Genomic DNA, 26,269 nt, shown 5'->3' with positions numbered 1-26,269 from the left:
GGTGTGGGAAGCGGGGGCGGCGGCGCGCATCAGTCCTGCGCGGGCGCGGGTGCGTCCACGCCCAGGCTGACCGCCAGCGCCAGTGCGCGCGCGGCTTCGGCCAGCGCCGGGGAGGCGAGGGTGATGATGGTCTGGCGCCCGGCGTGGGCGCGGTCGCGCACGAAGGCGTGCAGCAGCTGCAGCCCGGCGGCGTGCACGCGCCCGACCCGGTCCCCGACCAGTTCGATCGTGTCCTCGTCGTCCAGGTGCGGCAGCAGGGTGGCGTGCAGGGCCGCCACGTATTCGATACCGAGATCCGATTGCAGGGCCAGCGGGGTCATGGGCGTGGACCGTGGAGGGTTCGAACAGGTTATCGGCGGTGGCGGCGGGGACTTGAGGCCGGTCCGCCGGGGTCCGCGTGCCGTCGCTCCGTGTCCGCGTGGCGCAGGTAAGCGAGGCGCACCGCGCGGCGATGCAAGCGGTCTGCGCCATCACCACGACGCGTCGCGCCGGCGCGTGCCGGCTGGCGCGGGTTGCGACCGGGGCCTTGCCCGGGGCTACCGGTCATGGCGGTGGAACGCGGTCAATCAAACAGCGCGTTGGCGTCCAGCAGCACGGTCGGTGCCTGCCCGGTGCGGGCGATGCCGACCATCGCGCCGGGGTCGCCGTTGGGCAGGGGGGGCTCGATGTGTTCGCGCGACAGGCTGACCACGTCCTCGACCCGGGTGACCATCACCCCGATCAGTTCGTCGTCGCGTTCGACCACCACCACGCGGGCGTTGTCGGTGACCTCGATCGCCGCCGACCCCAGCCAGCGGCCCATGTCGAACACCGGCACGATGCGGCCGCGCAGGTTCATCACCCCCAGCACCGAGGCCGCGGCGCCGCGCATGGCCAGGATCGGCGCGACGCGCACCACTTCCTGTACGCGCAGCAGTTCGAAGGCGTAGCTGTCGCGGCCGATGCCCATGCGCAACCAGCGGCTGCTGCGGGCCGCCGCGGGCAACGGGTCGCCGCTGATCGGCGCGGTGTCGCTGGCGCGGCGGAAGCGCGGCCCGGGGACGGCGGCGGCGACCGGCGGCTGCGTGGGTGGGTCATCCGGCGCCGGTCGGTCGGGGGGTGTATCGCGTGCAAGCGGTGGTGGTGCCGGTGCCGGTGCCGGGGGCGGCATCGGCATTGGCATTGGCATTGGCATTGGCATCGGCGGTGCGTCGGCGCGTGCCGCGTCGCGTGCGGCGTCGCTGCGGGGTGCATCGCCGGGCAACGCGCGCAGTGGCGAGGGTGCGACGGCCGCCAGCGCGGGCGCGGCGGGTTCGACCTCGGCCAGCAGCTCGTCCAGGTAGGCATCGATGGCGTGGTGGCTCATGCGGCCTCCTTGCGGGCTTCGGCCCTGTCGAGCAACCAGGCCAGCGCCGAGCGGTAGGCATCGGCGCCGCGCCCGGTCGGCGGTTCGTGCGCGGTGAGCACGGCGGGGTCGCGCAGGCGCGTGTCCATCGGCACGGCCTTGTGCCAGCAGTGCGAGGGGTGGCCGTCGTGCAGCTGCTCCAGGCTCCGGGTGCCCGAGCGCGTGCGGCGGTCGTACAGGGTGGGCAGGATGTGCCGCACCAGCGTGCGCCGGCGCGAGCGCTCGACCATGTCGGCGGTGCGCACCATGTCGTTGAGGCCGTGCAGCGCCAGCGGGTCGGTCTGGGTCGGGATCACCAGCCGGTCGGCCGCGGCCAGCGCGTTGACCATCAGCAGGCCCAGCGTCGGCGGGCAGTCCAGCAGCGCGTAGTCGTAGCTCTCGCGCACGCCGTGCAGGGCGCGGCCCAGCGCCAGCCCGAGGCCGGGCTGGGTGGCCCCGCGGCGTTCCAGCGTGGCCAAGGCCGGCTGGGCGGCGACCAGCCGCAGCCCGTCGATGGCGGTGCTGCGGGCCAGCGAGCCCATTGGCGCGTCCGGGCCACTGAAGATGTCGTGGGTACCGGCCGGCGGTGGCGCGGTCGGCACGCCGAAGGCGCGGGTCAGCGAGGCGTGCGGGTCGAGGTCCACCAACAGCACGCGCACGCCGCTTTCGGCCAGGTTGCGCGCCAGGCACAGCGAAGTGGTGGTCTTGCCGACCCCGCCCTTCTGGTTGGCGATCGCCCAGACCAGCATCAGCCCGCTCCCGGGCCGCGCAACGTGGCGCGGACCTGTGGCGGGCGGATGGCCAGGATCGGCAGCAACCGCTGCGGTGGGACCGGGCCACGCGTGGCCGGACGTGCCACCGGCGCGGCTGTCGCGGCGGCGGCGATCGGCCGGGCCGCCACCTGCGCGCTGCTGGGCGCTGTGGCGGCTGTGGCGGTAGTGCCGACGGTGCCGCGGCCCTCCGCCCGGTCGGGGGCGACGACCACCGCCTGTGCCGATTCCACGCCGACCGTATCGGGGCCCTGCGGCGAGGCCAGGATCACCAGCAGTACCCGGCGGTTGGCGTTGCGGCCCTGCACGGTGGCGTTGTCGGCCACCGGCTGGTGCTCGCCGAAACCGACCACCGCCAGCCGCTGCGGCGACACGCCAGAGCCGACCAGTTCATGCACCACGCCGGCGGCGCGCGCGGCCGACAGCTCCCAGTTGCTGCGGAACGCCACGGTGCGGATCGGAATGTCGTCGGTGTAGCCCTCCACGCGCACGGCATTGGGTTCATCGCGCAGCACGCCGGCCAGTTTGTGCACCGTGGTGAGCGCCACCGGGCTGGGCATGGCCGAGCCACTGGCGAACAGGATGTCGCTCTGGATCTCGACCTCCAGGAAGCTGTCGCCGCGGCGCACCGTCACCAGCTTCTGCTCGACCAGCTCCGACAGCGCCTTCTGGATGCGTTGGCCGAGCGAGTGCAGCTGGCGGTTGCGTCCTTCCACCTGTTCGAGCAATTGGGTGTTGCCGGTCTTGGCGTTGTCCGCATCCTGCCCCTGGCCCAGGCCCGGAGCGCGCGCCATGACGCCGAAGGTCGGCATGTCCAGCACCTGGCGCACCGCCGGGCTGCTGACCGGTGCGGCCGCGGAGGGGCCGGAGCGGGCGTCGGGGGTCTGCATCGAGGGCCGGTCGAACGACGAGCCGCGGATCTGGGTCGCGCCCATCTGGATCGGCGTCACCGACCGCGGCGGGCCGCCGAACGCCGATGACAGTGCATCGGCCAGCACGCGGTACTTGCCCTCGTTGACCGAGGAAATCGCGTACATCACCACGAAGAAGGCGAGCAGCAGCGTCACCAGGTCGCCGTAGGGGATCGCCCAGGCTTCGTGGTTGACGTGGTCCTCGTGCTTGTGGCGACGGCCGGCCATGGCGTCAGTGCATGAATCCGTTGAGCCGCGCTTCGATGTTGCGCGGGTTCTCGCCCTGGGCGATGGCGATCAGGCCCTCGACGATCATTTCGCGCTCCTGGGCCTGGTGGTTGACCAGGCCCTTGAGCTTGGCGGCCATGGGCAGCAGCATCAGGTTGGCCGCGCCGATGCCGTAGATGGTGGCGGTGAACGCCGCGGCGATGCCCGGGCCGAGCTTGCTGGGGTCGCTGAGGTTCTTCATCACCGCCATCAGGCCCAGCACCGCGCCGATGATGCCCAGCGTCGGCGCGTAGATGCCCATGCCCTCGAACACCTTGGCCGCGGACATGTCGCTTTCGGACTGGCCGTGCAGCTCGATCTCCAGCATCTGCCGGATCGCCTCGGGCTCGACGCCGTCGACCACCATCTGCAGGCCCTTGCGCAGGAACGGGTCCTCCAGCGTCTGCACCTCCGCCTCCAGGCCCAGCAGGCCCTGCTTGCGCGCGGTGGTGCTCCACTCGACGATCTTGCCGATGACCGAGGCACGGTCCTGGGAGGGCGGGCGGAACACCCAGCGCACGATCTTGAGCGCGCGCTTGAAGGTGGCCAGCGGCGTCTGCAGCAGGATCGCCGCCACCGTGCCGACGATCACGATCACGAACGCGGCCGGGTTCCACAGGCCCGACAGGCCCGAACCCTTGAGCACGCTGCCGCCCACGAGGGCGACGATCGCCAGCACCACGCCGATCACGCTGAGTCTGTCCATGTACCGGATTAACGGTCGTGGCAGGGGGTTCTTGAGGGTGCGCGCGGGCGCTTGCGCGGAAACCGGACGGAGCTCACGGCCTGGCGGCGCGGCGTGCCTCGTGGACGTGCGCAAGGCCCCACGGCGCGGCACGCGCCGTTCGGCCCGGGTGTCGAGACGTGCGTTGAACGTTCCGGCAGGGGGGTTTGCTGCTGGCCGCCAGGCCGCGGCTCAGGCGATCAGCCGCGTCGGCGACTTGATGCCCGTGCGGTACAGCGCGTCCACGTCCAGCACCAGGGCCATGCGGCCATCGCCGATCAGGCTGGCGCCGGCATACCCGGGCAACCCGCGCAGGGTGCGGGGCAGGGCCTTGATCACCACTTCCTCGCGGCCGCGCACGCGGTCCACGTCCAGGCAGAAGCGTTGCTCGCCCGACTGCAGCACCACGCCGGTGCTCAGGCCATCGGGCGGTGCGCCGGCGCCGAGCCAGTCGCGCATCGACAGCAACGGCAGCGGCTCCTCGCGCAGGTCCAGCACGCGCTGGCCGTCGATCCACATCGGCTCGCCGGTGCGGTGCGCCAGCACTTCGACCACGCGCACCAGCGGCAGCGCGTAGACGTCCTCGTCGATCTCCACCAGCAGCGTCGGAAGGATCGCCAGGGTCAGCGGCACGCGGATCAGGAAGCGGCTGCCCACGCCCGGCGATGACTGGATCTGGACCTCGCCGGAGAGCTCGCGGATCTTCGACTGCACCACGTCCATGCCCACCCCGCGGCCCGACAGGTCGCTGACCTCGGCGCGGGTGGAGAAGCCGGGCAGGAACACCAGGTGCAGGCATTCGTCGGTCGACAGGCGCGCGGCGGCCTCCGGGTCGATCAGGCCCTTGCGCACCGCGCTGTCGCGGATGCGGTCGGGGTCGATGCCGGCGCCGTCGTCACGCACCTCGATGGCGACGTGGTCGCCCTCCTGCTGCGCCGCCAGCCGCACGTGCCCGGTTTCCGGCTTGCCGGCGGCACGTCGCGCGTCGGGCGACTCGATGCCGTGGTCGATGGCGTTGCGCACCAGGTGCAGCAGCGGGTCCGACAGCGCCTCGACCAGGTTGCGGTCCAGCTCGGTGTCGGCGCCGACCACGTCCAGCTCGACGGTCTTGTCCAGCTGCCGCGCGATGTCGCGCACCAGCTTGGGGAAGCGGGAGAACACGCGGCCCACCGGCTGCATGCGCGCCATCATCACCGCCGACTGCAGGCGCGAGGTGGAGGCGTCCAGCGCGGTGACCACGCGGTCCAGGTCCTCGTCGCGCAGGCGCGGGCGGATGGTCTTGAGGCGGTTGCGAACGAGCACCAGCTCGCCGACCAGGTTGACCATCGCGTCCAGCCGGCGCACGTCGACGCGGACGGTGGCGTCGGCGGGGTCGGGTGGCTTGCGCGGCGTGGCGGCGCTGATCGGGGTGACGTTGTCCACCGGCGCGGTCGCGCGCGGCGCGGGCTCGGCCGTCGCAACGGCGGGTGCCGGGGCGCCGGGCACGGTGCCCTTGCCGTGCAGGCTGTCGAGCAGCGCGTCGAAATCCAGGTCGGCCAGGTCGTCGTCGGTGATGTGGGCCAGCAGGTCGGGCGTGGCCGCGGCGGGCGCGCGCTCCATCCGCAGGCTGGCCAGCAGGATGTCCGGCACCGGCGCGGGCTCGGTGCCGGCGGCGACGCAATCGAGCATGTCCATCAGCAGGTCGACCGACTGCTGCGCGCCGTCGAAGGTGTCCGGGTCCAGCGGCAGCGTGCCGCTGCGCGCGGCGTCGAAACGGTCCTCCACTGCGTGGCACAGCACCACCATCGGCTGGATGTCGAGGAAGCCGGCGCCGCCCTTGATGGTGTGGAACCCGCGGAACACGGCGTTGAGGCCGTCGCGGTCGTCCGGCGCGTGCTCGAGCGTGACCATCTGCTCGCCCAGCTGGTCGAGGATCTCGCGGGCCTCGACCAGGAAGTCGGCGCAGATGTCGTTGTCGAGCCCGCCCATCTCAGATGCCCAGCGAAGACAGCAGCTGGTTGGCGTCGTCCTGGGTCGCCGGCGCCTCGTCCAGCCCGGCCACGGACGGCCCGTTGCCGCGGTTGGACAGCTGCAGCGGCGCCGCGCCGTCGGTGACGTCGCCCAGGCCGGCGTGCACCGCGCGCACCAGTTCGACCACGCGCAGGATGATCTGCCCGGTGAGGTCCTGGTAGCCCTGCGCGGCGGTCATCTCGCTGAGCCGGCTGCGGATGCCGGCCACGACCCCGGCGGATGCGTCGTCGCCGGCCGGCAGCGTGGACAGCAGCTGGCCGCACTCCTGGATCAGGTCCAGCGTGTGCATGCTGGCGTTCTCGGTCAGCGTGACCACGTGCTCCAGCCGCGAGCACGCATCGGGCAACGATGCTCCCGACCCGCCGGTGCCTTCGCCCAGTGCCGATTCCAGTTCGCGCGCGAGCCGGGTCAGGCCCTGCACGAACGGCTGCGTGCGCCACTCGATCAGCGCATCGACATGCTCGCGCCAGCCGTCGGCGTCGTCGTGCTCCATCGCCCACAGCGCCTGGTGCAGGCGCCGGGTGATGTCGTTCCGGTCGGTGGGGACGCCGGAGACGGCCGCGGCGTCCGCATTCACGCCGCGGTCTCCAGCCGCTCGAAGATCTTCTCGAGCTTGTCGCTGAGCGTGCCGGCGGTGAACGGCTTGATGACGTAGCCGCTGACGCCCGCCTGCGCGGCCTCGATGATCTGCTCGCGCTTGGCCTCGGCGGTCACCATCAGCACCGGGACTTTCGACAGGCCGGCATCGGAGCGGATCGCCTTGAGCAGGTCGATGCCGGGCATGCCGGGCATGTTCCAGTCGGTGATCACCAGGTCGAACGGGCCCTTGCGCAGCTCCACCAGTGCGGTGGTGCCGTCGTCGGCTTCGGTGGTGTTGAAGAATCCAAGGTCGTTGAGCAGGTTCTTGACGATGCGGCGCATGGTCGAGAAGTCGTCGACGATGAGGATGCGGATGTTCTTGTCCATACGGGGCTCGGGGGTGTTCCTGAAGGACCTATCGGCCGCGGGAGGGGTTTCTTGATCCCTGGACCTCCCTTTCCGGGAGGGGCGAAACGGTTACTCGTCGTTGTCGGCCTCGCCCTTCCACTCGCCCAGGCGGGCGCGCAGGCGCAACATGGCCTGGCCATGGATCTGGCAGACGCGCGACTCGCTGATCGACAGCACCGCGCCGATCTCGCGCAGGTTCAGCTCCTGCTCGTAGTACAGCGACAGCACCAGTTGCTCGCGCTCGGGCAGGTCGCCGATGGCGCCGCCCAGGGCGTGGCGGAAGGCGTCGTGCTCGAACTCGCGCGCCGGGGTGGCGCCGCTGCGCGAGGCCAGGCGCGGTTCGCCGTCGTGTTCCTCGGCATGCGAGTCCAGGCTGATCAGCTGCCCGCGTGCGGCGTCCTCGAGCATGCGGTGGTATTCGTCCAGCGACACGCCCAGCGCGCTGGCGACTTCCTGCGCGGTGGCGGCACGGCCGGTGGCCTGCTCGACCTCGCGGGTCGCCGAGACCACGTCGCGGTAGCGGCGGTGGACCGAGCGCGGCACCCAGTCGCCGCGGCGGATCTCGTCGATCATCGCGCCGCGGATGCGGATCGAGGCATAGGTCTCGAACGCCGCGCCCTGGTCGGCCTGGAAATTGCGGGCCGCGTCGATCAGGCCCAGCATCCCGGCCTGGATCAGGTCATCGACCTCGACGCTGGACGGCAGGCGCGCGGCCAGGTGGTGGGCGATGCGCCGGACCAGTTCGCCGTGGCGCTCGACGATGTCGTCGGCCCCGCCGTTCTGGTGGGCGCGGTAGGTGGCGGCGGCGGTGCTCATGCGGTGGCACTCCGTGGTTGCGGCGACACCAGCCGCTCGATGAAGAATTCGACGTGCCCGCGCGGGCCCTGCGGCGACTGCCACTGGCCGGCGCGACGCGCGATGTCGCGGAAGGCCACCGACGAGGGTGCCGACGGGAACGCCTCGACCACCGCTTCCTGGCGCTGGATGGAGCGGCGCAGCCATTCATCGCGCGGGATCGCGCCCAGGTAGCCCAGGGTCACGTCGAGGAACCGGGCGCTGACGCGCTCGAGCTTCTCGAACAGCTGCCTGCCCTCGGCCGGGTGCTGCACCTGGTTGGCCAGTACCTGCACGCGGTTCACCCCGCGCTCGCGGTTGAGCACCTTGATCAGCGCGTAGGCGTCGGTGACCGAGGCCGGCTCGTCGCAGACCACCACGATCACGTCCTGGGCGGCCTGGCAGAAGGTCAGCACGCCATCGGCGATGCCGGCGGCGTTGTCGACCACCATGGTGTCGATCGGCAGGTCCAGCTCGCTGAAGGCATGCACCAGCCCGACGTGCTGCTGCGGGGTGAGTTCGGTCATGTGCCGCTTGCCGCTGGCGGCGGGCACCACCCACAGCCCGCGCGGGCCTTCGATCACCGTGTCGCGCAGGTCACAGCGGCCGGCGAAGACGTCGGCCAGGGTGAAGCGCGGCGACAGCCCGAGCATCACGTCGACGTTGGCCAGCCCCAGGTCGGTGTCCAGCAGCAGCGTGCGCTGGCCGGCGTTGAGCAGGGCCATGGCCAGGTTGACCGAGACGCTGGTCTTGCCGACGCCGCCCTTGCCACTGGCGACGGCGATCACGCGGACGGGGGCGGTGGCGGTGGGCGGGGTCATGGGGATCACGTTGTGGGGGTGGGCGGCGGGACCGGCAGGCAGGGCGTTGGGGTCAGGCGGTTGCATGACGGTCCTCGGTGAGCAGGGGGTTGTTGGCGGCGCGCCGCAGGTGCTCCAGCTGCAGCACCAGGCGCGAGGCGTCGGCGGCATCCAGCGCGGTGGGGACGTGCTGGCCGTCGGTGGTGTAGGCCAGGTTCAAGCCGTTGCGCACCGCCACCGAGAGCACGCCGCCCAGGCGGCCGGTCTCGTCGAGCTTGGTCAGCACCACGGCTTCGGGCGCGGCCATGCGGTAGCGGCGGACCACCTCGTTGAGGTCGGCCGGGTGCGCGGTGGCCGGCAGGGCCAGCAGGCAGCGCACGTCGCGGGTGGCGCGCAGCCAGGTCATCTGGCCGAGCAGGGCGCGGTCGCGCGCGGCATAGCCGGCGGTATCGACCAGCACCAGCGGGTAGTCGCCCAGCTGGTCGAGGGTCTCGGCCAGGCCTTCGGGTCCGTCGGCCTCGCATACGGTGATGCCCATCCGCCGGCCGTGCGCCTGCAGTTGCTCGCGGGCGCCGGCACGTTCGGTGTCGGTGGTGACCAGGGCGACGTCACGCGCGCGGTGGCGCTGGGCGTAGCGGGCGGCCAGCTTGGCCAGGGTGGTGGTCTTGCCGGCGCCGGTCGGTCCGATCAGCGCGATCACCCCACCGTCGTCGATGGGTTCGGCGCGGGCCACGGTCAGCATCTGCGCCAGGTGCGCCAGCATCGGTGCGTGCACCTTGGCCGGGTCCAGCTGCGGGTCGATCCTGGCCGCGACCGCCTGCGCCAGGTGGTCCTCGCAGCCATAGCCGACCAGCGTGTCGTAGGCGGCGGCACGCGCCGGCGAGCCGCGCATGCGCTCCACCGCGAACTGGCCCATCTCGCGTTCGATCAGTTGGCGCATCGCCGAGAGCTCGTCGCGCATCGCGGTGACGGTCGGGTCCAGGTCGCGGCCGGCGACGATCTGCAGCAGCGGGGTGTCGTCGTTGCAGGTCGACGGCGTGGCCGGGCGATCCGCTTCCATCGGCGCCAGTGACAATTCAACGGCGGGGGAGACCCGGGCGCGGCGCGGGGCCGGTTCCAGCTCCAGCGCGGTGCGGGCGAGGGGCGCGGTGTCAGCGGTGGTGTCAGGGGTGGTGTCAGGGGTGTCGTCCTGCGTTGCCGGGGCGACCGGGGCGGCATCGGATTGGTTGGCGGCGGGCGTTGCGGGACGCGCGCCGGGTGCGGTGCGTGCAACGGCCGGCGCGGATGGCCGCTGCCCGGCGTGGGCAGGCGATGCCGCTTGGGACAGCGACACCTTCACGTCATCGGCGACCAGCGGTTCCCGCGCGGGGACCTTGGCCGCGGCCGGCGCGGCGAGCGTGCCGTGGCGGTGCGTAGGTGCGTCGTCGGCCATCGGTGCCAACGCCGCCATCATTTCGTCGAAGCGCTGGGTGCGGGTCGGTGCCGTCATGGGCACCGCGACCGGTGCCGTCGCCGTCGCGCCGGTCGCGCTCGCCTCGCTGCCGGACACCAGTTCGGCCAGGGTCGGCTCGCCAGCGGCCTCGCGTGCGCTGTCGCCGCCCAGGCCGAATACCGACAGGGCGCGGCTGGCCAGGCTGTTGCGCTGGGCGATTGCCGCGGCCGGGGCGGCCGGTGCGGGAACGCCGGCGGCGAAGGCGGGAACGGTCGCGGCCGCAGCTACGGCCACCGGGGCCGGCGTGGGCGCCGGTGCGGCTGCCGGGACCGGTGCGGGCTCGATCACCCTGGCCTGCAGCGGCTTCAGGGTCGGGGCCGCAAGTCGCAGTGCCTGCTGCACCAGCGCCTCGTCGTAGTCGGTGGCCGCGACCACCTCGATGCCGCCCTCGGTCGGGCGGTTGGAGAGGATGACCGCGTCCGGGCCCTGCTCGTCGCGGACCATCTTCAGCGCGGCGCGCATGTCGGGGGCGATGAAGCGTTTGATTCGCATGTCAGTGACCGGGCTGGTGGTTGGGGACGTGGGGCTGCGGGGTGGAGCGGGTGGGGCGTCGCGGCGCGGGTGGTCCGGTGCCTGGCGGCGCTTCGATGTGTGTCCTGCAACTCATGTGCCTGCGCTCCCGGTCATTCCCTGTTCCGCGTTACCCGTACCCGTTCGCCGTTCGCCCCACTCAGCCCACGTTCCCCACCAGCCGCAGCTTCTTGTCCTCCGGCACTTCGCCGTAGGCCAGGACCGACAGGGCCGGCACGCTGTGGCGGACGAGGCGGGCGATCGTGGCGCGGATGCCGCCGGGGACCAGCAGCACCGCGGGCTCGCCGCGGCCTTCCTGGCGGATGACGCAATCGCTCAGGTTCTGGTGTAGCCGTTCGGCCAGTCCCGGTTCCATCGCGGCGCCTTGCCCGCTGACCGAGTCCTGCAACACCCGTTCCAGTGCCGGCGCCAGCGTGTAGACCGGCAGTTCCGGGGCCAGGCCGTTGATTTCCTGGACGATGAACCGGCCCAGCGCGGTGCGGACCGCGGCCGTCAGCACGGCGGGGTCCTGGCTGTGGGCGCCGTGGTCGAGCAACGCCTCGACGATCTGGCGCATCTGCCGCAACGGCACGCGCTCGACCAGCAGCGACTGCAGCACCCGCACCACCACCGACAGCGGCAGCAGCTTGGGCGTCAAATCCTCGACGAGTCGCGGCGTGGACTTTCCGACACTGGCCAGCAGCTGCTGCACCTCGTCGTGGCCGAGCAGCTCGGAGGCCCGTTCGCGCACCAGGTGCGAGAGGTGGGTGGCGACCACGGTGGAGGCGTCCACCACCGTGTAGCCCAGCGACTCGGCATGCGCGCGCTGGCTGGTGGGGATCCACACCGCGTCCAGGCCGAACGCCGGGTCCTTGCCCGGGATGCCCTCCAGCGGGCCGAACACGCGGCCCGGGTCCAGTGCCAGTTCGCGGTCCGGGTGCAGGTCGCCGGTGGCCACGGGCACCCCGTGCACCAGAACCCGGTACTGGCCGGGGGCGAGCTCAAGGTTGTCGCGCACGTGCACGGCCGGGATCAGGAAGCCCAGGTCCTGGGTGAGCTTGCGGCGCACGCCCTTGAGGCGGGCCAGCAGCTCGCCGCCCTGGGTCTTGTCGACCATCGGGATCAGCCGGTAGCCGACTTCCAGGCCCAGCGGTTCGACCGGGCGCACCTCGTCCCAGCTCAGCTCGGCCAACGGCGAGTTCGCCTGCGCGGCGGCGGTGGCCTCGGGGGTGGGCGCCTCGGCCTCGGCGGCCTTGCGCTTGTGCAGCCGCCACGCGGCGTAGCCCAGCGCCGCGGCCAGGATCAGGAACGGCAGGTTGGGCATGCCCGGGATCACCCCGATGATGCCCATCAGCAGCGCGGCAACGGTCAGGGCGCGGCCGTGGCCGAACATCTGGCCCTGCACCGCCTCGCCCATCTCCTGCTCGGAGGTGGAGCGGGTGACCAGCATCGCCACCGCGGTGGCCACCAGCAGCGCCGGGATCTGCGCGACCAGGCCGTCGCCGATGGCCAGCAGCGTGTACACCCGCGCGGCATCGCCGAAGGCCATGTCGTGCTGGAGCATGCCGATCAGCAGGCCGCCGACCAGGTTGATGACCAGGATCAGGATGCCGGCGATGGCATCGCCGCGGACGAACTTGCTGGCACCGTCCATCGAGCCGTAGAAGTCGGCCTCTTCGCGCACTTCCTGGCGGCGCGCCTTGGCGTCCTCGCGGGTCAGCAGGCCGGCATTGAGGTCGGCGTCGATCGCCATCTGCTTGCCGGGCAGGGCGTCGAGGATGAAGCGCGCCGACACCTCGGAGATGCGCCCGGCGCCCTTGGTGACCACCACGAAGTTGACGATGGTCAGGATCGCGAACACCACGATGCCCACCGCGTAGCTGCCGCCGATGACGAATTGGCCGAACGACTCGATGACGTTGCCGGCGGCGGCCTCGCCCTGGTGGCCGTTGAGCAGCACCACGCGGGTGGAGGCCACGTTCAGCGCCAGCCGCAGCAGGGTGACCATCAGCAGCACGCTGGGGAAGATCGAGAATTCCAGCGGACGCTTGACGTAGACCACCGCCAGCATCACCACCAGCGACAGCGCGATGTTGATGGTGAACAGCATGTCCAGCATCAGCGGCGACAGCGGCACGATGACCATCGCCAGCATCGCCATCACCACCAGCGGCGCGGCCGCGCCGCTGCGTACCGCCGAGCCGACGCCGGCGAACCGTCCCTGCAGCGCACTCATCGCGTCGGCGCCCCGGCGTCATCGTCGGGGCGGCCGTCGGCCTCGGCCTCGCCCAGGCCGACCGACGCCAGTTCGGGCGCGGGGCCGTGGGCGGGGTGCCAGCGGCGCAGCTGGAACACGTAGGACAGCACCTGTGCAACGGCGGCGTAGAGTTTCACCGGGATTTCCTGATCGACCTGCGCGGTCCGATACAAGGCGCGTGCCAGCGGCGGCGCCTCCAGCACGGCGATGCGGTGGCGCTGGGCGGCAGCGCGGATCAGCAGGGCCAGTTCGTCCACGCCCTTGGCGACCACCTTGGGCGCGCGCATGTTGGCCGGGTCGTACTTGAGCGCGACCGCGTAGTGGGTCGGGTTCATCACCACCACGTCGGCGGTGGGCACGGCCTCCATCATCCGGCGCTGCGACATCTGCCGCGCCACCTGGCGCACGCGCGCCTTGATTTCCGGATTGCCCTCGGTCTGCTTGAGCTCGTCGCGGATTTCCTGCTTGGTCATCTTCAACTTGCTGCGGTGCTGCCAGCGCTGCCACGGCACGTCGATGGCGGCCAGCAGTCCCAGCGAGCCGGCCATGGCCAGCAGCGCGGTCAGCGCGGTGTCCAGTCCGGTGCCGACGGCCGATTGCAGCGACATGCGCGGCATCGCCAGCATGTCGTCGAACGCCGCCCACACCACCGCCCCGCCCACGCCGATGATCAGCACCACGCGCAGCAGCGAGCGCAGCAGTTCGGCCAGGCCTTCCTTGCCGTAGATGCGCTTGAGGCCCGACAGCGGGTTGAGGCGCTTGAAATCCGGTTGCAGGGCCTTGTTGGAGAACCGCAGCCCGCCCATCAGCGCCGGGGCGATGAAGCACGCGGCCAGCGCGGCGCCGATGATCGGCAGCACCGGCATCATCAGCCCGGCCAGCAGCGCGCCGGCATGCGGGATCAGGCGGTCGGACTGGCCCAGCATCGCCGGGTCCACCATCAGTGCCTGGCGCAGCCAGCCCTGGGCGGCATCGCCGGTGTTGGCGGCCAGCGACATCACCGCCAGCGTGGTCACGCCCAGCACCGCGACGTTGGCCAGCTCGCGCGATCGCGGGACGTCGCCCTTCTCGCGCGCTTCGCGCAGGCGTTTTTCGGTCGGTTCCTCGGTGCGGTCTTCCTGTTCCTGCTCGGCCATGTCGCGCGGGGTCTGCGTGGCCCGTGGGGGCGATGCCTCCAGCGCTGCAAGGCCCGTTCCAGCGCGAACCGCTTCCCTGCAGGCGCCGCTTCAGCCGCCAAGCGCCAACCGGTTTCCTTTGTAGGAGCGACGTAAGTCGCGATCGCGCCGCCGCGTGGAGGGGCGGTCGCCACGTAGGCCTCCCCGCGCGAACCGCTCCCCCTGCGGGAGCGGCTTGAGCCGCGAACGACGAATCGGTTTCCTTTGTAGGAGCGACGTAAGTCGCGATCGCGCCTGCACCGGGCGGTCCGGTCGCGACTCACGTCGCTCCTACAACGCGTAGGGGGATACGCGTTCGCGGCTGGAGCCGCTCCTACATCGGAGCTACGGCGTCAGACCTCTGGCCGCCATGAACGCCTCGCCGAACAGGGGCGGTCGCCACGTAGGCCTCCCCGCGCGAACCGCTCCCCTGCAAGAGCCGCTTCGGCCGCGAACGACGAATCGGTTTCCTTTGTAGGAGCGACGTAAGTCGCGATCGCGCCTCCACCGGGCGGTCCGGTCGCGACTTACGTCGCTCCTACAACGCGTAGGGGGATACGCGTTCGCGGCTGGAGCCGCTCTACACACGAGCTACGGCGTCAGGCCCTGCGCGGCCAAGAACGCATCGCCGAACAGCTGCTCGACCGGCGCCTGCACATGGCGCATGAGCAGGCCGATCAGCAGCAGGCCGACCAGCAGCGCCACCGGCAGGCCGATGGCGATGGGATTGAGCGCGGACGCCGCGCGCGACAGCACGCCGAAGGCGAGGTTGACCGCCAGCAGCGCCATCATCACCGGCAGCGCCAGCAGCAGCCCGGCCTGCAGGCAGGTCCCGAAGAACGCCGGTACGCCGGCCAGCATCTCGTTGCGGTCGGCCATCGGCTGGCCGATCGGCAGCGCCTGGTAACTGCCCATCAGCAGTTCCACCAGCGCCAGGTGCGCGTCCAGCGCGAAGAACAGCAGCCCGAATGCCAGGTAGAACCACTGCGCCAGCACCGGCGAGGACGCGCCGCTCAAGGGGTCGGCCATGGTCGCGAACGACAGGCCCATGCCCTGGCTGACCAGCTCGCCGGCAAAGCGCCCGGCCTCGAACGCAAGCCGCAGCATCATCCCGATGGCGACCCCCACGACCAGCTCGCGCAGCACGGTGATGAAGGTGGTCGCATCGACCGCGGCGGCCGGTGGCGTGGGCAGCAGCGTGGACAGCGCGCCGGCCAGCGCCAGGGTGACCATCATCCGCGCGCGCACCGGCATCCCGCGCCCGCTGAGCATCGGCATCACCATCACCACCGCGCCGATCCGCAACGCCGTCCACAGCACGGTGGCAAGCAGTGCGAACAGGTTGACGCCGCTGGCGGTGGTCAGGGTGACGGTGTCCATGTGTCGGTGGTGGGTCGCCCCTGCCGCTACCCGATCAGGTGCGGGATCCGCTGGAACAGGTCGATGGTGAAGCTCACCAGCTTGCCCAGCAGGAAGTGGCCGGTGATGGCCAGCGTGCCGGCCAGGGCGATGGCCTTGACCACGAAGGCGATGGTCTGTTCGTTGACCTGGGTGGCGGCCTGGACGATGCCCACCACCACGCCGACCACCAGCACCGCCAGCAGGGGCGGTGCGCCCATCAGCAGTGCCATCTGCAGGCCGCGGCCGATCTCGGTGAGGGCGGTTTCGGGGGTCATGTCGGCGGCCTCAGGCGGGATTGAAGCTGGCGGCGAGCGAGCCGACCACCAGCACCCAGCCGTCCACCAGCACGAACAGCAGGATCTTGAAGGGGGCCGAGATCATCATCGGCGAGAGCATCATCATGCCCATCGACATCAGCACGCTGGCCACCACCAGGTCGATGATCACGAACGGGATGTAGACCAGGAACGCGATCTCGAAGGCGGTCTTCAGCTCGCTGGTCAGGAACGAGGCGGCCAGCACCCCGAACGGGACGTCCTGTGGCGTCGCGTACGGGCCGGAGTTGGACAGCCCGGCGAAGGTCATCAGGTCGTTCTCGCGCACCTGCGCCAGCATGAAGCCGCGGAATGGCGCGGACGCGGCGTCCCACGCGGCCTTGAAGTCCATCTGGTCGTTGAGGTACGGCGAGATGCCCGCCGCCCAGGCCTGGTCGAACACCGGCATCATCACCATCGCGGTGAGGAACAGCGCCAGTGCCAGCAGCACCTGGTTGCTCGGGGTCTGGCCGGTGCCCAGCGCCTGCCGCAGCAGGGCCAGCACGATGATGATCCGGGTGAAGGCGGTCAGCCCCAGCAGCGCCGCCGGCAGCAGGGTGATGCCGGTCATCAGCAGCAGCACCTGCAACTGCAGGCTGACCGGTTCGCCGCCGATCTCGCCCACCGTCACCGCCGGCAACGATGGCGTGGACTGCGCGGCGGCGGCCGGGTCGGCCGGTGCCGGCGCGGTCTGGGCCATCACGGGCGCGGCGGCCAGCAGCAGCGTCGCCAGCAACAGCAGCCCGGCCAGCACGCCACGCAGGGAAGGCAGGCAACGGCTCATGGCTTCTTTCCGAAATGCTGGGCCAGCAGTTGCGCGAACGGGGGCGGGGCATCCGCCTGCGGCAACGGCTCGGCCAGGGTGTGCAGGGTGCGGGTGCCGCCGGGGCCCACGCCCAGCAGCAACTGGGTGCCGCCGACGTCGACCACGACCGCACGCTCGCGCTGCCCCAGCGGGACCGAGGCGACCACGCGCAAGGCGCCGTTGGCACCGCCGCCGGCCGCGCCGGGCAGCCGCTTGGCCAGCCACGCCAGGCCCAGGATCAGGCCGACCACCAGCAGCAGTGCGAACAGGCTGCCGGCGACGCTGCCGGCGGTGGAGGCCGGGGCGGGCGTGGGCGTGGTGGCGGTGCGAGGCGTTGCCGGTGTGGCGGTCGGCGTGCGCGGCAGGGTGACAGGTGCCTGCGCACCGCTGGCATCCGCAGTGGGGGTGTCATGAAGCACGCCACCTTCGACGGACGCACCCGGGGCGGCTGCAGCCGTGGATGCATCGGCGGCTGCGGACGGGGTCGCGACGATCGTGTTGGCTGGCGCGGTCGACGGGCTGGTTGCCGCATCGGGGGCCGGGGCCTTGGCTGCATCCGACGGGGCGACGACGGGCGGCGCTGCGGTCGCGAGGGTTGCCGGTTCGGCCACTGCACGCGCCGCATCCCGCGCCGGGGCGGCCGCAGCGGCACCGGGCCCGGTCAGGGCATGGGCCATGGGGGCCTGCGCGGCTACCGGTGCAGGCAGTGATGTCGAAGCCCGCGCACCGGGCACGCTCGCGCACGCGCTGCCGCCGGCGGCCAACGCCAGCACCAGCAGGCAACGCAACGCGTCGCGGGCGTGCGCGCGGCGCATCAGCGCAGGCGCTTGATGCGTTCGGAGGGGCTGACCACGTCGGTCAGGCGCACCCCGAAGCGGTCGTTCACCACCACCACCTCGCCCTGGGCGATCAGGGTGCCGTTGACGAACACGTCCAGCGGTTCGCCCGCGGCGCGTTCGAGTTCGACGACCGAGCCCTGGTTGAGCTGCAGCAGGTTGCGGATCGGGATGCGGGTGCGCCCGACCTCCAGCGACAGCGACACCGACACGTCCAGGATCACGTCCAGGTTCATGTCGGCGCCGGCGGCGGCGTCGGGGGTCAGCGCGTCGAAGGCGGCGCGGTCGTCGGCGGAAACGGCTGTATTCATGGCGTGGGCACGAGGCTGTCCAGGGTGGGAGTGGGTCGCGCGGCATGCACCTGCGTGACCTTGATGGCGTTCTTGCCGTTGTGCGTACCGAACTCGCCGGAGAACAGCGGAACCTGTTCCACGTTGAGCATGACGCTGGCGGGCAGTTCGATCGGGATCACGTCGCCGACCTTGAGCCGGCTGAGTTCGCGCAGGCTGATCGAGCGCTGGGCGATGGCGCTGCTGAGCTCGACCTCCGCATCCTGCAGCTGGCGACGCATGGCGTTGGTCCAGCCCTCGTCCTTTTCGATGCGATCGGACTGCACGCCGGCATCGAGTTGCTCGCGGATCGGCTCGAGCATCGAGTAGGGGAACGAGACGTGGAACTCGCCGCCGCCGCCTTCCAGTTCGACATGGAAGCGGCTGACCACGATGTACTCGCGCGGGCTGATGATGTTGGCGAAGTGCGGGTTGACCTCGGAGTTCATGTACTCGAACTCCACCGGCATCACCGGCGCCCACGCATCCACCAGGTCGGCGAAGGTCTGCTTGAGCAGCAGCTGGATCACGCGCATCTCGGTGGGCGTGAACTCGCGGCCCTCGATGCGGGTGTGGTACTTGCCGTTGCCGCCGAAGAAGTTGTCCACCACGGTGAACACCAGGCGCGGCTCGTAGACCACCAGCGCGGTGCCGCGCAGCGGCTTCATCTTCACCAGGTTGAGGTTGGTCGGCACCTGCAGCGAGTGCATGTACTCGCCGAAGCGCACCAGGTCCACGCCGCGCACCGACAGGTCCGCCGAGCGGCGCAGCAGGTTGAACAGGCCGATCCGCCAGGTGCGGGCGAAACGCTCGTTGATCATCTCCAGCGTCGGCAGGCGGCCGCGGACGATGCGGTCCTGGCTGGCGAAGTCGTAGGTGCGGGCCTCGCCGGGTTCGGCGGGCGCGTCCGCGGTGTCGACCGCGCCGCTGTCGACGCCATGCAGCAGGGCGTCGATTTCGTCTTGCGAGAGCAGGTCGGCGCTCATGCGGGCTCCTGGTTCGCGGCGTTCGCGACGGGGGTCACTGCGTGACCAGGCTGGTGAAGTAGACGGCTTCGACCCGGTCGGCCGCGCCCTCCGCCTTGAGTACGTCGCGCACCTCGGCCAGCGCCTGCTCCTGCAGCCGCTCCTTGGCGGTGCGCTGGGCCAGCTGGGTGGCGGACTGCTGGCCGAACAGCAGCAGCAAGCGGTTGCGCACCGCCGGGGCATGCGCCTCCAGTGCGGTCGCGGTTTCCGCGTCGCGGGTCATCAGCTGGACGTCGGCCTGCAGGTAGCGCACCACCTGGGCATCGACCAGGTTGACCACGAACGCCGGCTCCAGCGCGAAGTACAACGCCGGGGCCTTGGCGGCCGCGGCGGCGGCGTCGGCCCCTCCAGCCTGGGCCTGCCCGGACCACCACCACCAGCCGCCAGCGCCGGCCGCGCCGAGCACCAGCACGGTGGTGAGGATCAGGATCAGCTTGCGCCGGGAGCGCTTTTCGGGGATCGGCTGGGCGGACACGCGGTGCACCTCCATCGGGGATGCCCGGTCTGTGCAAGCGGCGTGCCGGGGTGCCCGGGGGGTGGGTGCCGGGGTTTTGACGGGTATCGGCTGAACGGGCGTGTCGCCGGCGTGGCGGAATTCCGACGCCCGGTCGGTTGCGGCCGGAGCCCCTGTAGGAGCGGCTTCAGTCCCGAATCGTCGCTGCCCGGAGTTGCGCGGTCGCGACTTACGTCGCTCCTACAGGGGGCCGGTCAGGGGCGCCTTTCCGCCAGCTGCCGCGTCGGCGCGGTTGTAGGAGCGACGTCAGTCGCGATGCGTCGCTGCCCGGAGTTGCGCGGTCGCGACTTACGTCGCTCCTACAGGGGGCCGGTCAGGGGCGCCTTTCCGGCAGCTGCCGCGTCGGCGCCGTTGTAGGAGCGACGTCAGTCGCGAATCGTCGCTGCCCGGAGTTGCGCGGTCGCGACTTACGTCGCTCCTACAGGGGCCAGGTCAGGGGCGCCTTTCCGGCAGCTGCCGCGCCAGCGCCATTGTAGGAGCGACGTGAGTCGCGAATCGTCGCTGCCCGGAGTTGCGCGGTCGCGACTTACGTCGCTCCTACAGGGGCGGGTGTCGCCATCGGGAGCGACTGGTCAGGCGTACTCGTCCAGCAGCCCGCGGCTCAGCCAGCGTGCCGGGGCGGTGTCGCCGGCCGTCCTTTCGCTGCCATCGGGCTGGCCCGTGCCCCCGGCCATGCCGTCGTTGGAACCGCCCTGGCGTCCCTGTCCGCCGCCGCTCCCCACGTGCGACTGCGCCAGCTGCAGGCCCTGCTGGCCCAGCATCTCGCGCAGGCGGTGCATGCCCGCTTCCAGGGCCTGGCGGGTGTCGGCATTGGTCGCGCTGAATTCGGCGACCAGGCGGGTGCCCTCCATCTGCAGGCGCACTTCGATCGGGCCGGCATGGTCGGGATTGACCCGCAGTTCGGCGCGGCCGATGCCCTGTTCGGCCATCCAGGCCACGCGCGTGGTCAGCCCCTCGTCGAAGCCGGCGGCGGGGTCGGCGGGCATCGGCAGGGGCTGGACGAGCGGGGAGGCACGCACGGCGGCGAGGCTGGCAGGCGAGACGCCTGTGCTCGCCGGCGCAAAGGGTGTCTGTTCGATGCCTGGGTCGGCGCGGGCGGCGGCGACCGCATCACGCACCAGGGTGTCGAAGGCGGGTGTGGCCCGGGCGGCCGCCGCGGGGAGTCCGGCCTGCACCAGCGCCTGCGCGGTGGTGGGCGTGTCGCCGGCGGGCGCCTCGGGGGCGTTTGCACCGGCGGCGGTGGCGTTCTGGATCGCGATGGCCAGCGCGGCCGAGGCCGGCGCGGGCGGTGCAGAGGCAGCGACCTGCAGCGTCGGCATCGCCAGCCCCGGCGCGTGGCTACCGGGCAGCGCCGCTGCGTGCGCCGTGGGCGGCGGCGCGGGCGCGGCGGTGGCGGCGGTGGCGGCGGGAGGCGGCGTGCCCCACGGTCCGGCCAGCAACCCGAGCAGGCGTTCGGGCAGGGCGCCTTCGCCGGAGCCGAGGCCGGGTTCATCGTCGCTGGCGGTCGCATCGTCCCGGGCACCGTGGCCGCCGTCGGTCGTCACCACGGCCGTCGCTACCGGCACGGGGGCGTCGCCACCGATCAGCAGCGAGAACGGGCTGTCGCTGGCGTCGGACCCGGCGCCGGCATCGGACGGGCCCGGTGCGCGGCCACCACCGGCGCTGCTGGGGGACGGCGGCGGTGGGGGCGTGGCGGGCAGGGCGGGCATCACGTCGTGGTCTCCGGGTCGCGCGCGGCCTGGGCGATGCGTGCGCGGCGGCCGCCGATGTCGTCCATTTCCCGCTGCACCTGCTTGTCGGCGCTGCGCGCTTCTTCGGCGCGGTAGCTGGACTTGAGCTTCTCCAGCACGTGGGTTTCGCGGCTGGCCAGCATCAGGCGGGCGCGCTCGACGTCGGCGCGTTCGCGGGTGCTGTCGACCACCCTGCGTTGCTGGTCCACCGCCTGGTCGAGCTTTTCGCGGAACGCCAGCCGGTTGGCCAGCAGGGCCGGTGCCAGGGTCGCCCCGGCCAATGCCTCGGGCGAGGAATACTCGGCCGCGTACTTGCGCAGCGCGTCCAGGCGCTCCTCCTGTTCGAGCACCGCGCGGTCGCGCTGGGCCACCTCGCGGGCGGCATCGTCCTGGCGTTGCTGCTTGACGCGCAACAGCGGGTCCAGGCGCTGGGATCGGGTCACGGGGCGGTCTCCTGCGGGTCACTGCCGGGGTACGAGGTGTCGTCCAGCAGGCGCGCAAGGGCGACTCGGCTGGCTTCGACGTCGGAGGCTTCGGTCACGTCCTGGCCGAGGAACTGCATGATCGAAGGCCACCGCGCCAGCGCCTCGTCGACCACCGGGTCGCTGCCGCGCTGGTAGGCGCCGATGGCGATGAGGTCGCGCTGGGCGTTGTAGGCGGCCATCAACTGCTTGAGCTTGCGGATGCGCGCGCGCCACGCCGGGTCGGTGATTTCCTGCATGACGCGGCTGACCGACACCTCCACGTCGATCGCCGGGTACTGGCCGGCGTCGGCGATGCGGCGGGTCAGCACGATGTGGCCGTCGAGGATCGCGCGCGCGGCATCGGCGATCGGCTCCTGCTGGTCGTCGCCCTCGGTCAGCACGGTGTAGAAGGCGGTGATCGAGCCGCGGCCGTCGGCGCCGTTGCCCGCGCGCTCCACCAGCGCGGGGAGCTTGGCGAACACGCTGGGCGGGTAGCCGCGCGTGGTCGGCGGCTCGCCGACCGACAGGCCGATCTCGCGCTGGGCATGGGCGAAGCGGGTGAGCGAGTCCATCAGCAGCAGCACATGCAAGCCCTGGTCCCGGAACCATTCGGCGATCGCGGTGGCGCGCAACGCGCCGTGCAGCCGCGCCAGTGGCGGTCGGTCGGCCGGGGTGGCGACGACGACGGAGCGGCGCAGGCCCTCCACGCCCAGCGTGCTCTCGACGAAGTCGCGCACCTCGCGGCCGCGTTCGCCGATCAGGCCGACGACGATCACGTCGGCGGCGGTGTAGCGGGTCATCATCCCCAGCAACGTCGACTTGCCGACGCCCGAGCCGGCGAACAGGCCGATGCGCTGGCCGCGGCCGATCGGCAGCAGCGCGTTGATCGCGCGCACCCCGACATCCAGTGACTGGCTGATCGGCTCGCGCATGAGCGGGTTGATCGACGTGCCGGCCAGGCCCATCCAGCCTTCGGCGCGGATCGCGCCACGCCCGTCCAGCGGCACGCCGTCGCTGTCGATCACGCGGCCGAGCAGGCCCTCGCCGACCGCGACTTCACCGCGGCGGCGGGTCGCCACCACGCGGGCGTTGGGCAGCAGGCCTTCGAGGTCCGCGGTCGGCATCAGGTAGGTGCGGTCGCCGGCGAAGCCGACCACCTCGGTATCCACCCAGCGCCCGCCGGAGGTCTCCACCTTGCAGCGCGAGCCCAGCGGTGCGCTGCAGCCGGAGGCCTCAAGGGTCAGGCCGACCGCGCGGCGCAGCACGCCTTCGCGTGCCAGCGCCATCGACGGCGGCTGCGGATCGGCGGCGCCCAGGCGCGCGGCCAGGCGCAGGTTGCGCGCTTCCTGCCAATGGGCGGCGGCGACGCTGCTCATGCCGCGCCCCCTTCCGGTTCCACCAGCGCGTCCAGGCACCCCTGCAGCCGTGCGGCCAGGGTTCCGTCGATGCGCATGGCTTCACTGTTGAGGCGCAGCTCGCCGCGTGCCAGCGCGACATCGTTGGTCAGGCGCACGCCGCTCAGCCCGGCCAGGTGCGGGGCGAGCACGCCCAGGTCGTCGGGGTGCAGGCGCAGTTCGACTTCGCGTTGGGTGGTGCCCACCGCGTCTAGCGCCTCGCGGACCAGGTCGGCCAGCAGCGTCGGGTCGGCGGCGTAGGCGCGGCCCAGCAGCACGCCGGCGATGCGTACGGCCAGCTCGCCCAGCGCATCGCCGACTTCGCCGTCCAGGCGCGCCAGCGGGCGGGTGAAGCCGTCCAGGATGCCTTCGATCTGCGCGATCATCCGCCGTACTTCGGCCTGGCCGCCGGCCATGCCCTCGCCGTGGCCGCGTTCGAAGCCTTCGTCGAAGGCCGCCTTCTCCAGCGCCTGCAGGTCCTCGACGCTGGGCGGCTTGGGAATCTCGGGTTCGGGCGGGCGGGTGCGGGCAAAGCCCGGCGCGGTCCAGCGGATGATCGCGGCGTCCGGCATGTCCAGGGCCGGCGCGCTCATACGAACGCCTCGGCCTTGACCGACAGCTGGATGCTGCCGTCATCGGCCATCTTGCGCACGATCGACAGGATCTCCTTCTGCGCGGCCTCGACCTCGGCCAGCCGCACCGGGCCACGCGCTTCCATGTCCTCCATCAGGATCTCGGACGCGCGCTGGGACATGTTGGTGGTGATCTTCTCGCGCACCCGCTGGTCGGCGCCGCGCAACGCGATGGCGAGCTTCTCGTTGGGCACGTCGCGCAACACGGTCTGCATCGCGCGGTCGTCGATGTCGGCCAGGTTGTCGAACACGAACATCTCCTCGCGGATGCGCCCGCCCAGGGCATCGTCGATCTCGTTGATCGTGCCCAGGATCGCCTCGTCCTGGCCGGAGTCCATGAAGTTGAGGATGTTGGCGGCGACCTTGATCCCGCCGACGTTGGACGACTTGATGTTCTGGCTGCCGGCGAACTGGCGCGCCATCACGTCGTTGAGTTCGTTGAGCGCGTTGGGCGGGATGCCGTCCAGCGTGGCGATGCGCAGCAGCACGTCGGCCCGGGTCCGGTCGGGCAGCACCTTGAGCACCTCGGCGGCCTGGTCGGCGTCGAGGTGGGCCATGACGATGGCGATGATCTGCGGGTGTTCGTTGCGCACCAGGTCGGCGATCGCGCGCGGCTCCATCCACTTGAGCGCGTCCAGCCCGGAGGTGTTGCGCCCGGCCAGGATGCGGTCGATCAGGCTGGCCGCGCGCTCCTCGCCCAGCGCCTGGGTCAGCACCGCCCGGATGTAGTCGTCGGCGCCGGCGCCCAGGGCGTTGGGCTGGGCCAGCACGTCGACGAAATCGTCGAACACCGACGCCACGTCGTCGCGGGAGACCGCGCTGACCGACGTCATCGCCAGGCCGAGCTTCTGCACGTCCTTGGCGCCCATGTGCTTGAGCACCTCGGCGGCCTGTTCCTCGCCCAGCGAGAGCAGCACCACGGCGGCGCGCTGCACGCCCGAGAGCGGGGTCGGTTTCTTCAGTTGCGCGGCCTCAGCCATCTGCTTCCACCCAGTTGCGGACCACGTTGGCGACGCGCTTGGGGTCGCTGGTCACGGCGGTGCGTGCGACCTGCAGCTTCTCGTCGAAATTCATCGCCACCTGCGAGGCGTGCGAGGGCGCGCGGGGCGCCTGTACCTGGGGCGGGCCGGCGGCGCCCGGCGTGGAGATCGACACGTGGGTCTCCTCGCTGACCACCTCGGCCACCGCGGTGGTGGTCGCACGCGGCGCCAGCATGGCGCGGAAGGCCGGGCGCAGCACCGCCAGGATGAACACCAGCACCGCCAGCCCGCCCAGCACGGTCCGCGCCAGTTCGATCGCGCGCGGGTTTTCCCAGAACGGCGCACCGGGCATGTCCTCCACCGCCGCGCCGGGCGCGAACGGAGCGTTGACCACCGAGATCATGTCGCCGCGTTCGGCGTTGAAGCCGATCGCCTGCTTGACCAGCGCGTCGATGCGCTGCAGTTCGGCATCGTTGAGCGAGCGGTAGCTGACCTTGCCCTCGGTGCCCACCTGCGGGACGTTGTCGATCAGCACCGCGGCGGTGACCCGGCTGATGCGCACCGGCGCGCCGCGGGTGTGGGTCAGGGTGCGGTCCAGCTCGTAGTTGCGCACCGCGGTGCGCGCGCTGGGGCCGTTGTCGCCCTCCGGCGCGGTGGCAGCTGCCGGCCCGGCCAGTGCCGCAGCGGCGGTGGTCGGGGTATTGGCGACCGCGCCCGGTACGCCCTGGGCCGGGGCGGCGCCGGGGCTGCCCGCAGGCGTGCCGGCGATGTCGCCGGACTCGGAGATCTGCTCGCTGCGCACCAGCCCGGCGTCGGGGCCGTAGGTCTCGCGAGCTTCCTCGGTCTGGGCGAAGTCCATGTCGACGCTGACCTGCGCGCTGATGCGGCCGCGCCCGGTCATCGGCTCCAGCAGTTCCTGGATGCGCTGCACGTAGACCGCTTCCTGCCGGCCGCGCTGCTCGAACTGCTTGGCGCCGACGGCCTCGTCGCTGTTGGGGTCCGGGTTGGACAGCATGCGGCCGAACTGGTCGACGACGGTGACGTTCTCCGGCGGGAGCGAGGGGATGCTGGAGGCGACCAGGTGCACGATCGCCGCCACCTGGCCCTGCTCCAGCGTGCTGCCCGACTGCATCTGCAGCACGACCGATGCGCTGGCCGGCTCCTTCTGGCGGGTGAAGGCGCTGGGCTTGGGCAGCGCCAGGTGCACGCGCGCCTCGCGCACCGGGCGCAGGTTGGCGATGGTGCGCGCCAGCTCGTTTTCCAGTGCGTGCTGGTAGCGCGCGTTCTCGACGAACTGGCTGGTGCCGAACCCCTGGTCCTGGCCCATCATCTCGAAGCCGCCCGCGCTGCCGGCGGGGAGGCCCGCGGCGGCGAGCGCCAGCTTGGCATCGCCCTGGCTGTCCTGCGGCACGGCGAGCGCACCACTGCCGCTGTCGATGCGGAACGGGATGTTGGCGCTGCGCAGCAGCTCGGACGCCTCGCTGGTGGCCTTGGCGTCCAACCCGGCGAACACCGGCACGTAGTCGGGCTTCTGGGTCCAGAAGAACAGCCACAGGCCCAGCGCGATGGCCAGCGCGGCCAGCGCGAACACGCCCAACTGCCGGACCGCCGGGATGTCCTGCAGGCGACCCAGGTCGCGCAGCTGGCTGGAGGTGCTCTTGGGAAGGGTGATGACGCTCATGCAGGGCGGGCCAAGGTGGAGGGGGTGGTGGAGCGCAAGTGGGGAACCGGGATCGGGAAAGCGGGCAGGACGGGTTTCCCCATGC

Annotated in this window: 26 protein-coding genes; all 26 read right to left on the bottom strand. The window is 71.8% G+C overall.

The window, feature by feature from the left end:
• Positions 1–29: 29 nt before the first annotated feature.
• The gene (locus ACJQWL_RS05360) at positions 30–320 is read right to left on the bottom strand and encodes an STAS domain-containing protein (RefSeq protein ID WP_330969607.1); all 291 of its coding nucleotides are present in this window, start codon (positions 318–320) and stop codon (positions 30–32) included.
• Between the two features lie 242 nt (positions 321–562).
• Positions 563–1,345 (bottom strand): chemotaxis protein CheW, encoded by a 783-nt coding sequence (locus ACJQWL_RS05355; protein ID WP_330969606.1) that lies wholly within the window; start codon positions 1,343–1,345, stop codon positions 563–565.
• Complete coding sequence (locus tag ACJQWL_RS05350; protein WP_411300757.1) at positions 1,342–2,112, bottom strand: ParA family protein; 771 nt, start codon at positions 2,110–2,112, stop codon at positions 1,342–1,344. The genes ACJQWL_RS05355 and ACJQWL_RS05350 overlap by 4 nt, the downstream gene beginning before the upstream one ends.
• Positions 2,112–3,272 carry a flagellar motor protein MotD gene (gene motD / locus ACJQWL_RS05345; RefSeq protein WP_411300756.1) on the bottom strand — a complete coding sequence of 387 codons (1,161 nt, stop codon included), beginning with the start codon at positions 3,270–3,272 and terminating at the stop codon, positions 2,112–2,114. The genes ACJQWL_RS05350 and motD overlap by 1 nt, the downstream gene beginning before the upstream one ends.
• 4 nt (positions 3,273–3,276) lie before the next feature.
• Positions 3,277–4,017 carry a flagellar motor protein gene (locus ACJQWL_RS05340; protein WP_330969980.1) on the bottom strand — a complete coding sequence of 247 codons (741 nt, stop codon included), beginning with the start codon at positions 4,015–4,017 and terminating at the stop codon, positions 3,277–3,279.
• 210 nt (positions 4,018–4,227) lie between these two features.
• A complete protein-coding gene (locus ACJQWL_RS05335) occupies positions 4,228–6,003 on the bottom strand; it encodes a chemotaxis protein CheA (protein WP_411300755.1) in 1,776 nt (591 codons plus the stop codon).
• A 1-nt stretch (position 6,004) separates the two neighbouring features.
• Entirely contained in the window at positions 6,005–6,622 is a 618-nt protein-coding gene (locus ACJQWL_RS05330) for a protein phosphatase CheZ (RefSeq protein ID WP_330969970.1), read from the bottom strand.
• Positions 6,619–7,011 carry a chemotaxis response regulator CheY gene (gene cheY, locus ACJQWL_RS05325; protein WP_330969969.1) on the bottom strand — a complete coding sequence of 131 codons (393 nt, stop codon included), beginning with the start codon at positions 7,009–7,011 and terminating at the stop codon, positions 6,619–6,621. The genes ACJQWL_RS05330 and cheY overlap by 4 nt, the downstream gene beginning before the upstream one ends.
• 90 nt (positions 7,012–7,101) lie before the next feature.
• Entirely contained in the window at positions 7,102–7,848 is a 747-nt protein-coding gene (locus ACJQWL_RS05320; RefSeq protein ID WP_330969968.1) for an RNA polymerase sigma factor FliA, read from the bottom strand.
• Positions 7,845–8,687 (bottom strand): MinD/ParA family protein, encoded by an 843-nt coding sequence (locus ACJQWL_RS05315; protein WP_330969972.1) that lies wholly within the window; start codon positions 8,685–8,687, stop codon positions 7,845–7,847. The genes ACJQWL_RS05320 and ACJQWL_RS05315 overlap by 4 nt, the downstream gene beginning before the upstream one ends.
• 52 nt (positions 8,688–8,739) lie before the next feature.
• On the bottom strand, positions 8,740–10,650 hold the full coding sequence (gene flhF, locus ACJQWL_RS05310) for a flagellar biosynthesis GTPase FlhF (protein ID WP_411300754.1): 1,911 nt from the start codon (positions 10,648–10,650) through the stop codon (positions 8,740–8,742).
• Positions 10,651–10,828: 178 nt separating this feature from the next.
• Entirely contained in the window at positions 10,829–12,904 is a 2,076-nt protein-coding gene (gene flhA, locus ACJQWL_RS05305; protein ID WP_330969833.1) for a flagellar biosynthesis protein FlhA, read from the bottom strand.
• A complete protein-coding gene (gene flhB / locus ACJQWL_RS05300; protein ID WP_330969832.1) occupies positions 12,901–14,061 on the bottom strand; it encodes a flagellar biosynthesis protein FlhB in 1,161 nt (386 codons plus the stop codon). Before flhB ends, flhA begins: the two co-directional genes overlap by 4 nt.
• Positions 14,062–14,670: 609 nt before the next feature.
• A complete protein-coding gene (fliR, locus tag ACJQWL_RS05295) occupies positions 14,671–15,459 on the bottom strand; it encodes a flagellar biosynthetic protein FliR (protein WP_330969831.1) in 789 nt (262 codons plus the stop codon).
• A 26-nt stretch (positions 15,460–15,485) separates the two neighbouring features.
• The gene (locus tag ACJQWL_RS05290) at positions 15,486–15,755 is read right to left on the bottom strand and encodes a flagellar biosynthetic protein FliQ (protein WP_330969830.1); all 270 of its coding nucleotides are present in this window, start codon (positions 15,753–15,755) and stop codon (positions 15,486–15,488) included.
• Between the two features lie 10 nt (positions 15,756–15,765).
• Positions 15,766–16,578 carry a flagellar type III secretion system pore protein FliP gene (gene fliP / locus ACJQWL_RS05285; protein ID WP_330969829.1) on the bottom strand — a complete coding sequence of 271 codons (813 nt, stop codon included), beginning with the start codon at positions 16,576–16,578 and terminating at the stop codon, positions 15,766–15,768.
• Complete coding sequence (gene fliO, locus ACJQWL_RS05280) at positions 16,575–16,964, bottom strand: flagellar biosynthetic protein FliO (protein WP_330969834.1); 390 nt, start codon at positions 16,962–16,964, stop codon at positions 16,575–16,577. The genes fliP and fliO overlap by 4 nt, the downstream gene beginning before the upstream one ends.
• Before the next feature lie 449 nt (positions 16,965–17,413).
• Positions 17,414–17,746: a flagellar motor switch protein FliN gene (gene fliN / locus ACJQWL_RS05275; RefSeq protein ID WP_223676909.1), complete on the bottom strand. Its 333-nt coding sequence runs from the start codon at positions 17,744–17,746 to the stop codon at positions 17,414–17,416.
• Positions 17,743–18,750 (bottom strand): flagellar motor switch protein FliM, encoded by a 1,008-nt coding sequence (gene fliM / locus ACJQWL_RS05270; RefSeq protein ID WP_330969828.1) that lies wholly within the window; start codon positions 18,748–18,750, stop codon positions 17,743–17,745. Before fliM ends, fliN begins: the two co-directional genes overlap by 4 nt.
• A 34-nt stretch (positions 18,751–18,784) precedes the next feature.
• Positions 18,785–19,264, bottom strand: coding sequence for a flagellar basal body-associated FliL family protein (locus ACJQWL_RS05265; protein ID WP_330969827.1), 480 nt, complete (start codon positions 19,262–19,264; stop codon positions 18,785–18,787).
• Between the two features lie 611 nt (positions 19,265–19,875).
• The gene (locus ACJQWL_RS05260; protein WP_411300753.1) at positions 19,876–21,012 is read right to left on the bottom strand and encodes a flagellar hook-length control protein FliK; all 1,137 of its coding nucleotides are present in this window, start codon (positions 21,010–21,012) and stop codon (positions 19,876–19,878) included.
• On the bottom strand, positions 21,012–21,476 hold the full coding sequence (fliJ, locus tag ACJQWL_RS05255; RefSeq protein ID WP_330969947.1) for a flagellar export protein FliJ: 465 nt from the start codon (positions 21,474–21,476) through the stop codon (positions 21,012–21,014). Before fliJ ends, ACJQWL_RS05260 begins: the two co-directional genes overlap by 1 nt.
• Positions 21,473–22,873 carry a flagellar protein export ATPase FliI gene (gene fliI, locus ACJQWL_RS05250; RefSeq protein ID WP_330969946.1) on the bottom strand — a complete coding sequence of 467 codons (1,401 nt, stop codon included), beginning with the start codon at positions 22,871–22,873 and terminating at the stop codon, positions 21,473–21,475. The genes fliJ and fliI overlap by 4 nt, the downstream gene beginning before the upstream one ends.
• Positions 22,870–23,484 (bottom strand): FliH/SctL family protein, encoded by a 615-nt coding sequence (locus ACJQWL_RS05245; protein WP_411300752.1) that lies wholly within the window; start codon positions 23,482–23,484, stop codon positions 22,870–22,872. The genes fliI and ACJQWL_RS05245 overlap by 4 nt, the downstream gene beginning before the upstream one ends.
• The gene (fliG, locus tag ACJQWL_RS05240; RefSeq protein WP_330969945.1) at positions 23,481–24,503 is read right to left on the bottom strand and encodes a flagellar motor switch protein FliG; all 1,023 of its coding nucleotides are present in this window, start codon (positions 24,501–24,503) and stop codon (positions 23,481–23,483) included. Before fliG ends, ACJQWL_RS05245 begins: the two co-directional genes overlap by 4 nt.
• Positions 24,496–26,184, bottom strand: coding sequence for a flagellar basal-body MS-ring/collar protein FliF (fliF, locus tag ACJQWL_RS05235; RefSeq protein WP_411300751.1), 1,689 nt, complete (start codon positions 26,182–26,184; stop codon positions 24,496–24,498). Before fliF ends, fliG begins: the two co-directional genes overlap by 8 nt.
• Positions 26,185–26,269 lie beyond the last annotated feature (85 nt).

Source organism: Novilysobacter viscosus, assembly GCF_046600715.1.
In the GTDB taxonomy this organism is placed as follows: Bacteria; Pseudomonadota; Gammaproteobacteria; order Xanthomonadales; family Xanthomonadaceae; genus Lysobacter_C; species Lysobacter_C viscosus.
Note: the sequence above shows the minus strand (reverse complement) of the source record. Positions and strands in the feature narration are given on the sequence as shown.

Bases quoted from the DNA above. Each gene is read 5' to 3' on its own strand.
- ACJQWL_RS05360 (WP_330969607.1), bottom strand. From the start codon at position 320: ATGACCCCGCTGGCCCTGCAATCGGATCTCGGTATCGAATACGTGGCG.
- ACJQWL_RS05355 (WP_330969606.1), bottom strand. From the start codon at position 1,345: ATGAGCCACCACGCCATCGATGCCTACCTGGACGAGCTGCTGGCCGAG.
- ACJQWL_RS05350 (WP_411300757.1), bottom strand. From the start codon at position 2,112: ATGCTGGTCTGGGCGATCGCCAACCAGAAGGGCGGGGTCGGCAAGACC.
- motD (WP_411300756.1), bottom strand. From the start codon at position 3,272: ATGGCCGGCCGTCGCCACAAGCACGAGGACCACGTCAACCACGAAGCC.
- ACJQWL_RS05340 (WP_330969980.1), bottom strand. From the start codon at position 4,017: ATGGACAGACTCAGCGTGATCGGCGTGGTGCTGGCGATCGTCGCCCTC.
- ACJQWL_RS05335 (WP_411300755.1), bottom strand. From the start codon at position 6,003: ATGGGCGGGCTCGACAACGACATCTGCGCCGACTTCCTGGTCGAGGCC.
- cheY (WP_330969969.1), bottom strand. From the start codon at position 7,011: ATGGACAAGAACATCCGCATCCTCATCGTCGACGACTTCTCGACCATG.
- ACJQWL_RS05320 (WP_330969968.1), bottom strand. From the start codon at position 7,848: ATGAGCACCGCCGCCGCCACCTACCGCGCCCACCAGAACGGCGGGGCC.
- ACJQWL_RS05315 (WP_330969972.1), bottom strand. From the start codon at position 8,687: ATGACCCCGCCCACCGCCACCGCCCCCGTCCGCGTGATCGCCGTCGCC.
- flhF (WP_411300754.1), bottom strand. From the start codon at position 10,650: ATGCGAATCAAACGCTTCATCGCCCCCGACATGCGCGCCGCGCTGAAG.
- flhA (WP_330969833.1), bottom strand. From the start codon at position 12,904: ATGAGTGCGCTGCAGGGACGGTTCGCCGGCGTCGGCTCGGCGGTACGC.
- flhB (WP_330969832.1), bottom strand. From the start codon at position 14,061: ATGGCCGAGCAGGAACAGGAAGACCGCACCGAGGAACCGACCGAAAAA.
- fliR (WP_330969831.1), bottom strand. From the start codon at position 15,459: ATGGACACCGTCACCCTGACCACCGCCAGCGGCGTCAACCTGTTCGCA.
- ACJQWL_RS05290 (WP_330969830.1), bottom strand. From the start codon at position 15,755: ATGACCCCCGAAACCGCCCTCACCGAGATCGGCCGCGGCCTGCAGATG.
- fliP (WP_330969829.1), bottom strand. From the start codon at position 16,578: ATGAGCCGTTGCCTGCCTTCCCTGCGTGGCGTGCTGGCCGGGCTGCTG.
- fliN (WP_223676909.1), bottom strand. From the start codon at position 17,746: ATGAATACAGCCGTTTCCGCCGACGACCGCGCCGCCTTCGACGCGCTG.
- fliM (WP_330969828.1), bottom strand. From the start codon at position 18,750: ATGAGCGCCGACCTGCTCTCGCAAGACGAAATCGACGCCCTGCTGCAT.
- ACJQWL_RS05260 (WP_411300753.1), bottom strand. From the start codon at position 21,012: ATGCCCGCCCTGCCCGCCACGCCCCCACCGCCGCCGTCCCCCAGCAGC.
- fliI (WP_330969946.1), bottom strand. From the start codon at position 22,873: ATGAGCAGCGTCGCCGCCGCCCATTGGCAGGAAGCGCGCAACCTGCGC.
- ACJQWL_RS05245 (WP_411300752.1), bottom strand. From the start codon at position 23,484: ATGAGCGCGCCGGCCCTGGACATGCCGGACGCCGCGATCATCCGCTGG.
- fliG (WP_330969945.1), bottom strand. From the start codon at position 24,503: ATGGCTGAGGCCGCGCAACTGAAGAAACCGACCCCGCTCTCGGGCGTG.
- fliF (WP_411300751.1), bottom strand. From the start codon at position 26,184: ATGAGCGTCATCACCCTTCCCAAGAGCACCTCCAGCCAGCTGCGCGAC.